This window comes from Photorhabdus khanii NC19 (genome assembly GCF_000517265.1).
Lineage (GTDB): Bacteria > Pseudomonadota > Gammaproteobacteria > Enterobacterales > Enterobacteriaceae > Photorhabdus > Photorhabdus khanii.
Genome location: NZ_AYSJ01000002.1, coordinates 757,094 through 771,525, shown reverse-complemented (window position 1 = coordinate 771,525; position 14,432 = coordinate 757,094). Strand labels below are relative to the sequence as shown.

The following is a 14,432-nucleotide window of genomic DNA, read 5'->3' as shown; positions in this document are numbered from 1 at the left end:
CTTTTGTGAGCCTTTAATTTTCACCGAATCCATAATTTAAAACTCTCGATTCACCGTTAAATAATCACTAAATGATACCGAGCATTAATATCATTAACAATTGCCGATACAATAAAAATATTTCTATTGTCTTGCTTATTTAAGTAGGTAAATTTTAAAATTAAATCTTTTCCAACCCCATATATTCTGAAGGACTCTCTTCCGAGTATGTGATTAGTAGGCTCAAGAAATAGAATAATGGCGATACGGACAGTGCACAGAAACAGGAGTGTACTTGTTGGTACACGAGGTTGACTCGTTTCGCTCACCCTGGTCGCCTAAGATGCGCCAAAAGTTATTGCTTTTGTCTGAGCACCGTCCAAACCTGATAAGGAGAATTACCCCAAATACTTGCTCATTACCAAGGAAGCATTCGTACCACCAAAACCAAAGCTGTTGGACATTACTGTATTCAACTTTTGTTCGGTAGGTTTCGTAATGATATTCATGCCCGCCGCTTTATCATCAAGATCTTCAATATTAATACTCGGTGCAATAAAACTATGTTCTAACATCAGCAGGCTATAAATCGCTTCATGTACACCGGCTGCACCCAGTGAATGGCCTGTCATCGCTTTTGTTGCAGAAATTGCAGGTGTTGTATCACCAAATACTTCCCTGATAGCCTCTAACTCTTTCAAATCCCCCGCCGGAGTGGAAGTACCATGCGTATTCACATAGTCAATAGAACCTTTCACACCTTGCAACGCCATATGCATGCAACGAACTGCCCCTTCACCGGATGGAACCACCATATCTGCACCATCAGATGTTGCACCATACCCAACAATTTCAGCGTATATGTGTGCGCCGCGTGCTAATGCATGCTCCAATTCTTCAACAACAACGATACCGCCACCGCCGGCAATAACAAAACCATCACGGTTTTTATCATAAGTACGGGAAGCTTGTTCAGGCGTTTCGTTATATTTCGTTGAAAGTGCACCCATTGCATCAAATTCACAACTCATTTCCCAGCATAGCTCTTCACCACCGCCGGCAAAAACAACATCCTGTTTTCCCAACTGAATAAGTTCAGCCGCATGACCAATACAATGAGCCGAGGTAGAACAAGCAGAACTGATAGAGTAGTTTACCCCTTTGATTTTAAAAGGGGTTGCAAGGCAAGCTGACACACCGGAAGCCATTGCACGGGTCACCATATAAGGCCCCACACCACGCAAACCACGAGAACGCATACCATCAGCGGCAGCCACCTGGCTATGTGGAGAACCGCCACCGGAACCCACAACTAATCCACTACGAATATTAGAAACCTGATCATCAGTCAGGCCAGAATCTTTAATTGCTTCATCCATCGCCAGATAAGCATAAACAGAAGCATCACTCATGAAACGCTGAATTTTTCGGTCTATTAACCCTGTAGTATCCAGTTTTACATTACCCCAGACGTGACTTCTCATTTTCATCTCTTTGAATTCTTCGGAAAAAGTTATCCCGGAGCGGCCTTCTTTCAGAGATGCCTGTACTTCTTTCTGGTTATTACCAATGCTGGAGACAATACCCAATCCAGTGATCACTGCACGCTTCATTAAATACCTCATTAAATATGTTTATTCTGCCGGATCTCTATCAATCTAACAGCACTTTAGCGTACACTTGTACGCCGAACAAGTCCGATCAGGATAAAATTACGAAGAAAAATTCATCCATCGAAAGATCCCAATATATTTTCTGGTCAAAACAACAACTAACCTACATAGAACGTGGCAGAAACTATTCAGATAGCAATGGATGACAATAAATTTCAGACTCTCAACGCAAAACACCTGAATTTATCAAGTATCTAAATCAATGATTAAAAGTTTAATTTATATAGAGACAACTATGTCTATTATTTTTATTACGTTTTCTTATAATTAGAAACGAGTTTAATAATAGCCGCTATAACCATGAATAGAATTTTTATGAAAAGATACGAACCTTATGTTATCTTACTAAGAGAATTACTTAAATTCTCCAAACTTACAGTAACAAACGTTTTAAAATAGAAAATTTTCTGACTTTATTAGTAATAAAGTCATTATTCACACATAAAATGATTGTAATTATATCATACAAAAATGGTCGATTCATTGTAAGACCTAAGTGAGTTAGAGCACTTCTACCCACTAACTTTATGGGGGTTAATAATGAGAGGACTGGGTTATCTTCTATTAAGCATTGGTATTGTATGGATATTAGTGGCTTTTAATATGGATATAAATATTTCATCACAATACGGCAACAAAATTAACAATATTAGACTGGTTTTGTCACAACAGAACCATATCCTAATTGGAGCATTCATCACACTTTATGGGCTAATTATGATTATATCCAGCAAAAATCAGCGGTTATTGGAGTCTATATACAAGAGACACAATAAGGATATTTCTGGATTAAATTCAGAAAAAACATTCATACGAGTACCTATACCAAATTCAGATTACCTAAAGCAGGCTAATAATCACCACCATTACGATTTTATCGATAAGGATTCAAATATCCGTAAAAAAAGAGTAGCTGAATTTTGTAAGTTATGCTCATCTTATATTGAAGAAGTCAATCGCAAAAACGGTGATAAAGCAGCCGCCAAGCGAAAAGTAATATCAATGATTGATATGATTTCCTCACACTTAAAGGAAACACAATCAAAGGAATTTAAAAAGCTGTGTGAATTTTATATTCCCTTATAAACTTAAAGCCCGCGTTGTTGAACTGCACCCCAAAAGTTGGATACTAACTGATTAAGGTGCAATTTTTCAGACAATATTCTTTTTCTCATTGATTTGTTTTCAATTTCATGTTGGTAGTTAATGAACTTTGATTAATGTCATTTTAAAAAGCTGCACTCATAGTTAAATCCGCCTCCGTTTTTTATATAAAAGCTTTAATATCTCTGTTTTCGTTATTTTAAATAGTCATGGAAGGATAATTAAATGTAAAATAAACAGAGTGTAGAATCGCTGATAAATAAATTAAATATAGTTGAGTAAACACAAAGTGGGATCCCATCCCGAATTTTATGATGGGCAGGTTTTAAACTATTATTAAAAGCCATTTTTTAACCTCTGGTTTCAATCAATATAATAAGGTTTTAACCGTTATTTTCACTACTTTTAACACCTGGTTTTATTAAGTTTAATCATCATGGTATATTGTGTTTTACATTTCAACATTAATCATATTCGCTTTTTATCTTTACTGATACTGTTTTACTGGCAATTCTTCTCCTGTCAGGTGGCACATCAAGCTTAACATCGCTAAAATCACGTGATTATCAGTAACATTGCAGGCATTACCGTGAAAAACTCTGCCATCTGTACCGCAACCCTGAGTTGGAATGATCAGGGTACTCCGGTTTCAGCTCAATTCGACGACGTTTATTTTTCAAATCAGGATGGGCTGGAAGAAACCCGTTATGTGTTCCTTAACGGTAACCACTTTCCCCAACGATTCCGCACTCATTCCCGTACCAACTGTGTCATAGCAGAAACTGGCTTCGGAACAGGCTTAAATTTTTTGACACTATGGCAATCATTTGATGCATTTCGGCAACAAAATCCTGATGCCCCGTTGAAACGTCTGCATTTCATTAGTTTCGAGAAATACCCACTGAAAACCTGTGACTTACGGGCAGCCCATCAACGCTGGCCTGAGCTTGGCATTTTTTCGCAACAGCTCTGCCAGCAATGGCCTCAACCGTTGGCAGGCTGCCACCGACTAATTATGGCAAATGGAACGGTCACACTGGATTTATGGTTTGGTGACGTCAATGATCTGTTGCCAACAATGGATTCCAGCCTTTACGGTAAAATAGATGCCTGGTTTTTAGATGGCTTCGCGCCTGCAAAAAACCCACAAATGTGGAGTGAACAACTGTTTGCCGCAATGGCGCAATTTGCCCGCCCAGAAGGAACTTTTGCCACCTTCACTTCTGCCGGTATCGTCCGTCGTGGTTTACAACAAGCGGGTTTTACTGTCAGTAAAGTAAAAGGATTTGGTCGCAAAAGAGAAATGCTGACCGGGGTTCTGGCAACACAGAAATCTCAATCGTTGCCCACACCGTGGTTTGCCCGTCCAGCGGCAAGCCACACAAATGATATCGCGATTATCGGCGGTGGTATTGCCGGTATTCTCACCGCTCTTGCACTACTGAGTCGTGGCGCGCAAGTTACGCTTTATTGTCAGGATGAATTTCCGGCACAAGGTGCATCCGGTAATCGTCAGGGAGCGCTCTACCCGCTACTTAACGGTAATAGTAATGGGCTCGAAAAATTCTTTACATCTGCATTTACTTTTGCCCGCCGTCAGTATGATCAGCTATCAGCTCAGGGAATTCATTTTGACCATCAATGGTGTGGTGTCAGTCAACTTGCTTATGATGAAAAAAGCCGTAGGAAAATTGAAAAAATTCTGGCAACAGAATGGCCGGATGAAATCGCTATTGGTATGAACCGCCACCAATTGAGTGAAGAATGTGGACTGGATATTAATCACCACGGTATTCACTATCCACAAGGCGGGTGGCTATGCCCGGCCGAATTGACCAGAGCGGCAACAGAATTAGCACAACAGCAAGGGATGCTCTGTTTCTTCAATCATGAAATTACCACTCTTGACCATAGCGAAAATGGTTGGCAACTGCATTTGATGCATCAAGGGCAACGATTAAACACGCATCATAAAACGGTCGTGATTGCCAACGGTCATCATCTGCCCCAGTTTAAACAAACCGAAAAATTGCCGGTTACTGCCGTTCGTGGTCAAGTCAGTCATATTCCAACCACAACAGAGCTAAGTAAATTGAACAATGTGCTTTGCTATGATGGCTATTTGACACCTGCTAATCCAACCAATCAGTACCACTGTATCGGGGCCAGTTATCAGCGCCATCGGCTTGATAACGAATATTCTGAAACAGAGCAACAAGAGAATCGTGATCGATTACTAAAATGTTTACCTGATGCCGGATGGGTAAATCAGGTTGATATTTCTGCCGGAAAATCTCGCCAAGGTATTCGCTGTGTTATTCGCGACCATATGCCAATGGTGGGAAATGTGCCGAATCTCAATGAAATAATGGCAAATTATCAGGATCTATCAGAAAAAATCCGCACAGGGAACCCTGTCGCAGATGCCTCCTGTTATTCCAATCTGTTTGTTATTGGAGCATTAGGTTCCCGTGGGTTATGCTCTGCCCCACTCAGTGCAGAAATCCTTGCAGGGCAAATCTTTGATGAACCATTGCCACTGGATAATGAAACACTGGCAGCCCTTCATCCAAACCGTTTTTGGATCAGAAAGCTACTGAAAGGCCGCGAAGTTAAAACCGAAAAACCATAAGGAATTGTACCGCTCAGGAATTGATTAACAGGAAACTTCGTGCTCGTTCTTGAATGGAAGGAAACAGCCAGGGCTGATTTGTTGGCGATTATTGATTACATATCCGATGACAATTCCTACCAGCCCAACAACTGTTCGTTTTTCCTATTGCTTTAATCAATTCATTGAGTTTTAGCATTATCCAGCAGGCGCTGCCAGGTATGGAGAACCAGAATCTGATCCGGTGGTGCCAATTCTCCTGCTTTAATCGCATTTTGGATACTTTCTTCAACACGATCATGAAGCTGTTCAGCGGTATGAGCACCTTCCTGTTCCAATTCTGCCACCGCCAAAGTGAGATGCCCGCGGAGATAGCCACCAGCAAATAATTCATCATCACTGGCATGATCTACCATATCATCAATTTGCGCCAGAATACGCGTTTCAAATTCAGCGAGCATCATCTTTCCTTAAATTCAATTTCAATCTGCGAATATATCTTCCGGGTAAGGAAAATGTTCCGCTTTCAATGGGGGCGTATTGTAGAACGATTGTAGTCCCTGAATAAAGCACTCCGCTCTTACCGGTATTCCCTGCGCTAAATAGTTCATGATTTGAGCATGAACTTTACGCTGAAAAGCCAGCCTATCAGGTTCAAAATCCCCTTCAAGGTTGTCACAACTGATATTGAACGGAAAACCCGCAGCGGTACAAAATATCCAATCAAGCGCCTGAGGCTTAATTTCTACTTTCTCAAATTCACTTTGCGTCTGTGCATCACGCCCATCAGGGCAATACCAATAGCCAAAATCCACCCGTTTCCGACGCTCTTTACCCGCAATGCACCAATGGGCAATCTCATGTAACGCACTGGCATAGAAGCCATGAGCAAATACAATCTGGTTATAAGGAATGTCTTCATCTGCCGGCAAGTAAATAGGTTCGTTATCACCTTTTACCAGACGTGTATTGTATTCATCACCAAAACAGCGATTAAAAATATCTATAAGTTGTTGATAGTTATGCATTGTCATGAATTAAAAACAAAATCCTGAATCAGAAATAAAACGCCAGCCAGGTACGGATCGTATCTCCGTGATTATCATTCAATAATTTAATACTCATCAAAAAAGAGATAGTCACGATCATAGGGCGAATAAGTTTTTGACCATGTGTTAAAACCAAACGTGCGCCCAGCCGTGCACCGATTACCTGCCCTGCCAGCATAACAAGACCCAATATCCACAAAACCTGACCACCAAGGATAAACAGCACCAGTGACCCCATGTTAGAAGCAAAGTTCAGTACTTTCGCATGAGCGGTGGATTTCGCCAGGTTATAGCCGCACAGGGTAACATAAGCTAACGCATAAAATGAGCCAACACCGGGACCAAATACGCCATCGTATAAACCCAATCCACCCCCGATAAGACAGGCGAATGCCACTGGAGCCAGACGACGATGGCAATCTTCCTTGCCTATCGTTGGAGTCAACAAGAAGTAAAGGCCAATAACGATAACCAGAACCGGTAATAGCTGGCGGAGAAAATCGGGTTTGATAAACTGGACAATCATCGCTCCCGCCATTGAACCAAGCAATGTCATCAGTATGGCAAAGCGCTGAGACTTGAGATCAACCGCACCATAACGGACAAAATAGAGGCTGGCAGAGAAAGACCCCCCCACTGCCTGCAATTTGTTTGTCGCCAGCGCCTGCACAGGCGAGACGCCGACTGACAGTAACGCAGGGATGGTCAGTAAACCGCCACCGCCAGAAATCGAGTCGATAAATCCAGCGATTATCGCAACCAGAAAGAGCAGACCATAAATTTCCGCCCCTGATAATAACCAATCCATATTTTATCCCATCAAAAGAAACCGCTTATCCGTATCCAGCTACCCATTTCAATATCCGGGATTTCAAGGCTAGCTTCATCAGCCTAATCACCAACGCGGAAGACTGGATTCAACATCCGCGCACTGTGCTCTCTGGCGTAACAGGTGATCCATCAGAACAATAGCCATCATGGCTTCTGCAATCGGTACCGCCCGGATACCAACACAAGGATCATGGCGACCACGGGTTACCATTTCAACCTCTTCACCCTGACGGTTAATCGTTTTACCCGGCACCATGATGCTGGAAGTGGGTTTCAACGCAATATGAGCAACAATTGGCTGGCTGCTGCTGATCCCCCCCAGAATTCCCCCCGCATGATTACTGGTGAAACCCTGAGCCGTAATTTCATCCCGGTTTTCGCTGCCACGCAGATTAATAACGCCAAAACCTTCACCAATTTCAACTCCTTTTACTGCGTTAATACTCATCAGCGCATGAGCGATATCAGCATCAAGGCGGTCGAAAACGGGTTCTCCCAATCCGGCTGGCACATTTTCTGCCACAACCGTCACTTTCGCGCCAATAGAATCACCCGCTTTTTTCAGCTCACGCATCAGGGCATCAAGTTGTTCAAGTTTGGTTTCATCAGGGCTGAAAAATGGGTTTTGTTCCACCTGTTCCCAATCTTTTAATTCGCAATGGATATTACCCATCTGACTCAAACAGGCACGGACACGAATACCATACTTATCCAGCAAATACTTTTTCGCTATCGCACCTGCCGCAACGCGCATTGCCGTTTCACGGGCAGAAGAACGGCCACCACCACGATAGTCGCGGATACCATATTTCTGTTCATAAGTGTAATCAGCATGTCCTGGACGGAACACGTCTTTGATCACACTGTAATCTTGAGAACGTTGATCAGTATTTTCAATCAGTAAACCGATACTGGTACCGGTCGTTACCCCTTCAAATACACCGGAAAGAATGCGAACCTGATCCGGCTCACGGCGCTGCGTTGTATAACGGGACGTTCCCGGACGGCGCCTGTCTAAATCAATTTGCAAATCCGCTTCTGTGATTGTGATACCCGGCGGCACACCATCGACGATGCATCCCAACGCCAAACCGTGAGATTCACCAAAGGTGGTGACCCGGAAAAACTGCCCGATACTATTTCCAGCCATCCCAGTTCCTTCCTGTTAATTGTTCTTTTATTTAGCTCTATATTTAACTCTGCAAGTTCTGTATTAATGACCGCAGCGACAACCCACCCCACTATCAGTCTTTAAATAAACGAAAATGCTCGTGATGTTCGATAAGCTGTTGACGTGTCATCATAAATACACCGTCTCCGCCATATTCAAATTCCAGCCAGGTAAATGGCACATCAGGATATTGTTCAATCAAATGCACCATGCTGTTGCCAACTTCACAAATCAACACACCCTGTTCTGTCAGAAAATCGGGAGCGGTTGCAAGAATGCGGCGTGCCAGTTTTAAACCATCGGAACCCGCAGCCAGCCCCAACTCAGGCTCACGGCGGAACTCTTCTGGCAAGTCACTCATGTCCTCAGCATCGACATAAGGCGGATTAGTGACGATAAGATCGTACTTAACAGGTGGCATATCGCGGAACAGATCGGAACGAATAGGAATTACCCGATGCTCAAGGTTGTGATTCTGAATATTTTGTTCAGTCACTGCCAATACATCAGCGGAAATATCCACCGCATCTATCTCCGCTTCCGGGAAAGCATATGCACAGGCGATGGCAATACAACCGCTACCTGTACAGAGATCAAGGATATTGGCTGGTTCATCAGAGATCAGTCCTGAAAATTCATTATTAATCAGTTCACCAATCGGTGAGCGTGGAACCAGAACCCGTTCATCAACATAAAATTCATGACCACAGAACCACGCTCTGTTAGTCAAATAAGCAACAGGAATACGATCATTAATACGGCGAAGAACCCGTTCGACAATACGATGACGTTCAGTTGATGTCAGCCGTGCCGTCATCATTTCCTGTGGAATATCCAGTGGCAGAAACAGCGATGGAAGAACCAGCTGCAGAGCTTCATCCCAAGGATTATCTGTACCGTGTCCGTAATAAATATTCGCCGCATTAAACCGGCTGACAGACCAGCGCAACATATCCTGAATGGTATATAATTCAGCCACTGCCTCATCGATAAAAACCTTGTCCAAAAGCCCCTCCAACCCCGTAAATTCATTGACCTGTTAGTTTGCCACGATCACTGAGACAAATCAGCTTTCATGTCAGGCTAATTACAATAAAAGGATGGCGCTGATGTTTTATTGCAGATTTTTGACCAATTTTCTGCGGAAACCGTCTTATTCAACCGGCTGACAAAACGGTTTCTCTATATTATTTAATATGACGTTCTATTGGCAGATCGGGGCTAACGGAGGTTATGTTGTTCCGTATCCATAAATAATAGGCCGCAGTTAACAGCAGGATCCATACGCCTCCTACATAAAACGCAATTCGTGTCGCTGGGAAGTAACTCAGAACAGCAATAATAAATATCATAAACACGATAGTCAGAATCGGTGCAACAGGCCACATCGGTACTGGAAATTTTAATTTTTGTGCTTCTTCCGGTGAGATCTTTCTGCGCATAGCAAACTGAGAAAGCAAAATCATTAACCAGACCCATACCGTGGCAAAAGTGGCAATCGAAGCAATGATGACAAACACCTGTTTAGGGAGTAAGTAATTAAGGACAACAGCACACAGCAATGCCAATGTCATCACCATGATGGTCACCCAAGGCACGCCGTTGCGGCTTAGTTTCATAAATTTTTTATGCGCTAGTCCTTTCTCCGCCATACCATACATCATCCGACCCGCACCAAAAATATCGCTGTTAATAGCCGAAATTGCCGCCGTGATCACGATAATATTCAGTATATTCGCCGCCGAATTAATTCCCAATCCCTGAAATATAGCGACAAATGGACTGCCCTCCTGACCGATGCTGCTCCAGGGGTAAATTGCCATTAATACAAAAATAGTCAGTACATAAAATAGCAGGATACGGACCGGGATAGAGTTGATTGCTTGCGGGATCATTTTCGCCGGATTTTTAGCTTCACTGGATGTTATACCAATGATTTCAATACCACCGAAAGCAAACATAACGACTGCCAGAGACTCAATGATGCCGCCAAATCCATTAGGCATAAATCCGCCGTGTTGCCACAGATTTTGAACGCCTGTCGCCTGAAAATGGCCGCTGAAACCAAACAGAATAATGCCAGCCCCAGCAATAATCATGGCACTGATCGCCGCAACTTTCAGAATTGACAGCCAGAACTCCATTTCGCCAAATACTTTGACTTTACAAAGATTCAGCGCGCCAATAATGAAAATAATACTGAGTACCCATATCCAACGCGGCACTTCCGGATACCATAGCCCCATATAAATACCGAAAGCCGTTACATCAGCCAGACAGACTATTATCATTTCGAAAGTGTAAGTCCAACCCGTAATAAACCCCGGTAACGGGCCTAAATATTGATGGGCGTAACTGGCAAAAGAACCGGCGTCCGGTTCGTGGACCGCCATTTCTCCCAGAGCGCGCATAACCATAAAGACAGCGGCACCGCCCACTAAATAAGCTAATAATACCGCCGGACCTGCCATTTTTATTGCTTCAGCAGAACCATAAAAAAGACCGGTGCCAATCGCAGAACCCAACGCCATAAACCGAATATGGCGAGCGTTGAGTCCTCGTTCTAGGTGTAATGTGGCTTGCATGATTTACCCTCTTATCTTTTATTATCGGGTTTTATGAAAGATAACTGCAACGATCAGGCCGGACAGAAGCCGGCCCTCGGTTTATTTAACGGTTATTTTTAGTCTGTAATATCTGTCCAGCAGGAAGTAGTGAGGAAAGGTGTTGCTCAACCAATAGTTGTACCGCAGCAGCAATATCTGGCGCAAAAAAACGATCCTGATCGTAATAATCTACCTTTTCCCGCAAAATATGACGCGCTTTTTCCAAAATCGGACTGCTTTTCAGGCCATTTCGGAAGTCTATTCCCTGACAGGCGGATAACCATTCAATTGCCAGAATACCCCGGGTATTTTCTGCCATCTCCCACAAACGACGCCCGGCAGCCGGAGCCATTGATACGTGATCTTCCTGATTGGCCGAAGTCGGTAAACTGTCAACACTCGCGGGATGGGCTAACGCTTTATTTTCACTGGCAAGAGCCGCTGCCGTTACTTGTGCAATCATAAAACCGGAATTCACACCACCGTTCTCAACCAGGAAAGGCGGAAGCTGTGACATATGTGAATCCATCAACAACGCAATACGTCGTTCTGACAATGCACCGATTTCCGCTAATGCCAGAGCCAGGTTGTCAGACGCCATTGCAACGGGTTCAGCATGGAAATTACCACCTGAAATCACCTCACCCTGTTCAGCAAATACCAATGGATTATCAGATACAGCATTAGCTTCCGTCAGAATAACATCGGCAGCATGACGGAGCTGAGTCAGGCAAGCTCCCATGACTTGTGGCTGACAACGTAATGAGTAAGGATCTTGTACCTTTGGACAATCCATATGGGAATCTGATAGTTCACTGCTCTCTTCCAATACATGACGATACAATGCAGCTACGTCAATCTGCCCCTGTTGCCCACGAACCTCATGCACGCGGGCATCAAATGGTTTGCGAGAACCCAACGCCGCTTCTACGGACAAAGAGCCGCAAACTATAGCTGCCGCCAACAAATCTTCTGCCTCAAATAATCCACGCAACGCAAAAGCGGTGGAGACTTGAGTTCCATTAAGCAACGCTAAACCCTCTTTGGCCGCCAATGTGATAGGTTGTAAATTGGCTTTTGCCAGAGCGTCTTTGGCTGACAACCATTCACCCTGATAACGCGCCTGCCCTTCCCCAAGTAATAACAGACTCATATGTGCCAACGGTGCTAAATCACCTGATGCGCCGACAGATCCTTTACAAGGAATACAGGGATAAACTTCCGCATTAACTAAAGCGACCAACGCCTGAATGACTTCCAGACGAATGCCTGAGTAACCACGGGAGAGGCTGTTGATTTTCAATACCATGATCAACCGGGTCATGTTATCGTCCAGCGCTTCACCTATTCCGGCGGCATGAGACACGACAAGCGAATGTTGCAGTTTTTCTAAATTATTTTCCTCAATCCGGGTACTGGCTAATAGTCCGAATCCGGTATTAATTCCATACGCGATGCGTTTTTCAGCAAGAATAGCATTAACACATGCCACGCTGTGTTCAATAGCCGGAAAAATCTGGCTATCCAGCGTTATTTTTATGGGTTGCAGATAAACCTGACGCAGTTCATCAAGGGTCAATTTGCCTGGGTAGAGAGTTAACTGTTTCATAATGTTCCTTATTTTGTATTGATCATAGGCAAATCTAATCCGTGCTCTTTAGCACAATGAATAGCAATTTCATAACCGGCATCGGCATGACGCATAACTCCGGTAGCCGGATCGTTATGCAGCACCCTGGCTATACGTTCTGCGGCTTCATCAGTTCCATCACAAACGATCACCATACCTGCATGTTGTGAGAAGCCCATTCCGACGCCGCCGCCATGATGCAGAGAAACCCAGGTCGCGCCGCTGGCGGTGTTAAGTAAGGCATTCAACAACGGCCAGTCCGAAACGGCGTCAGAACCATCACACATGGATTCTGTTTCCCGGTTCGGGCTGGCGACAGAACCGGAATCCAGATGATCACGCCCAATAACAATCGGCGCAGAAAGCTCACCGCTGCGTACCATTTCGTTAAAAGCTAACCCCAGTTTGGCGCGTTCGCCTAAACCAACCCAGCAGATACGGGCAGGTAATCCCTGAAAACTGATGCGTTCTCTGGCCATATCCAACCAGCGATGTAAATGTGTATCATCAGGGAGCAATTCTTTAACTTTGGCGTCAGTTTTGTAGATATCCTGTGGATCGCCAGAAAGTGCTACCCAACGGAAAGGCCCGATACCACGGCAAAATAACGGACGAATATAGGCAGGAACAAAACCAGGGAAATCAAAGGCATTTTCTACACCAACTTCATACGCCATTTGGCGAATATTGTTGCCGTAATCAAAAACAGGAATTCCCTGTTTCTGAAAAGACAACATCGCCTTGACATGCTCCGCCATTGAAGATTTCGCTGCCTGGATAACATCCGCCGGTTCTGAAATCACCCGCTGGCGATATTCTTCCCAGCTCCAGTTTTTCGGCAGATAACCGTTGAGAGGATCATGTGCGCTTGTCTGATCAGTGACAAAATCCGGGCGCACACCACGACGAACTAATTCCGGCAAAATTTCAGCAGCGTTACCGCACAGTGCGATAGAGATGGCTTTACCTTCCTGAGTGTATTTTTCGATCCGGGCCAGTGCGTCGTCCAGATCCTTAGCTTGTTCATCGATATAACGAGTACGCAGGCGGAAATCGATCCTGCTTTGCTGACATTCAATATTCAGAGAACATGCTCCGGCCAATGTTGCAGCCAGCGGTTGCGCTCCCCCCATACCACCTAAACCGGCGGTTAACACCCAACGCCCCTGTAAATTATCGTTGTAATGCTGACGACCAGCTTCCACGAACGTTTCATAGGTGCCTTGAACAATCCCCTGGCTACCAATGTAGATCCAGCTACCGGCAGTCATCTGACCGTACATAGCCAATCCTTTCGCATCCAACTCGTTAAAATGTTCCCAGGTGGCCCAATGCGGTATCAGATTCGAATTCGCAATCAGTACCCGTGGTGAATTTTTATGCGTTTTAAACACCCCAACCGGTTTACCCGATTGGATTAACAACGTTTCGTCGTCTTCCAGTTTTTTCAGTGTTTCAACAATCTTGTCATAACATTCCCAGTTTCGGGCAGCCCGACCAATGCCCCCATATACCACCAGTTCATGCGAGTTTTCAGCAACTTCTGGATCAAGATTATTCATTAACATGCGCAGAGGCGCTTCGGTTAACCAGCTTTTGGCTGTAAGTTGCGTCCCTCTGGGTGCCCGGATATCGACATTACGAAATTTATTATTCTGGGCGGTCACGGTCTGACTCCTTTTGCTCTTTGGATATTTGTTAAATGTATAGTTGTATATACATGTCTATTCAATAGACCAAATCGTTAGCCAAAATAATATATTTATGAACTTATTATC

The 14,432-nt window shown here is 44.1% G+C and carries 11 protein-coding genes; 2 read left to right on the top strand and 9 right to left on the bottom strand.

The genetic code is table 11. From position 1 onward, the window contains the following. Window positions 1-377: 377 nt before the first annotated feature. Complete coding sequence (fabB, locus tag PTE_RS03510; RefSeq protein ID WP_036843212.1) at window positions 378-1,592, bottom strand: beta-ketoacyl-ACP synthase I; 1,215 nt, start codon at window positions 1,590-1,592, stop codon at window positions 378-380. Between the two features lie 600 nt (window positions 1,593-2,192). Between fabB and PTE_RS22635 the strand changes: the two genes are divergently transcribed. Further along, complete coding sequence (locus PTE_RS22635; RefSeq protein ID WP_051477120.1) at window positions 2,193-2,738, top strand: hypothetical protein; 546 nt, start codon at window positions 2,193-2,195, stop codon at window positions 2,736-2,738. Between the two features lie 607 nt (window positions 2,739-3,345). Next, entirely contained in the window at window positions 3,346-5,388 is a 2,043-nt protein-coding gene (gene mnmC / locus PTE_RS03500) for a bifunctional tRNA (5-methylaminomethyl-2-thiouridine)(34)-methyltransferase MnmC2/FAD-dependent 5-carboxymethylaminomethyl-2-thiouridine(34) oxidoreductase MnmC1 (RefSeq protein WP_036843535.1), read from the top strand. A 161-nt stretch (window positions 5,389-5,549) separates the two neighbouring features. On the opposite strand, the gene PTE_RS03495 is transcribed toward mnmC, so the two are convergent. From PTE_RS03495 to hutU, 8 genes are all read right to left on the bottom strand, one after another. Then, window positions 5,550-5,828, bottom strand: coding sequence for a YfcL family protein (locus PTE_RS03495; RefSeq protein WP_036838273.1), 279 nt, complete (start codon window positions 5,826-5,828; stop codon window positions 5,550-5,552). Between the two features lie 21 nt (window positions 5,829-5,849). Next, window positions 5,850-6,401 carry an elongation factor P hydroxylase gene (locus PTE_RS03490; protein ID WP_036843211.1) on the bottom strand — a complete coding sequence of 184 codons (552 nt, stop codon included), beginning with the start codon at window positions 6,399-6,401 and terminating at the stop codon, window positions 5,850-5,852. Window positions 6,402-6,423: 22 nt separating this feature from the next. Then, the gene (locus tag PTE_RS03485; protein WP_036843210.1) at window positions 6,424-7,224 is read right to left on the bottom strand and encodes a sulfite exporter TauE/SafE family protein; all 801 of its coding nucleotides are present in this window, start codon (window positions 7,222-7,224) and stop codon (window positions 6,424-6,426) included. 87 nt (window positions 7,225-7,311) lie between these two features. Further along, window positions 7,312-8,397: a chorismate synthase gene (gene aroC / locus PTE_RS03480; protein WP_036843209.1), complete on the bottom strand. Its 1,086-nt coding sequence runs from the start codon at window positions 8,395-8,397 to the stop codon at window positions 7,312-7,314. Window positions 8,398-8,491: 94 nt separating this feature from the next. Continuing rightward, the gene (gene prmB, locus PTE_RS03475; protein ID WP_036843208.1) at window positions 8,492-9,424 is read right to left on the bottom strand and encodes a 50S ribosomal protein L3 N(5)-glutamine methyltransferase; all 933 of its coding nucleotides are present in this window, start codon (window positions 9,422-9,424) and stop codon (window positions 8,492-8,494) included. Window positions 9,425-9,605: 181 nt separating this feature from the next. After that, window positions 9,606-11,003 carry an amino acid permease gene (locus PTE_RS03470; protein ID WP_036843207.1) on the bottom strand — a complete coding sequence of 466 codons (1,398 nt, stop codon included), beginning with the start codon at window positions 11,001-11,003 and terminating at the stop codon, window positions 9,606-9,608. Window positions 11,004-11,088: 85 nt separating this feature from the next. After that, window positions 11,089-12,633: a histidine ammonia-lyase gene (gene hutH / locus PTE_RS03465; RefSeq protein WP_036843205.1), complete on the bottom strand. Its 1,545-nt coding sequence runs from the start codon at window positions 12,631-12,633 to the stop codon at window positions 11,089-11,091. Between the two features lie 8 nt (window positions 12,634-12,641). Next, complete coding sequence (hutU, locus tag PTE_RS03460; RefSeq protein ID WP_036843203.1) at window positions 12,642-14,321, bottom strand: urocanate hydratase; 1,680 nt, start codon at window positions 14,319-14,321, stop codon at window positions 12,642-12,644. Between the last annotated feature and the right edge of the window lie 111 nt (window positions 14,322-14,432).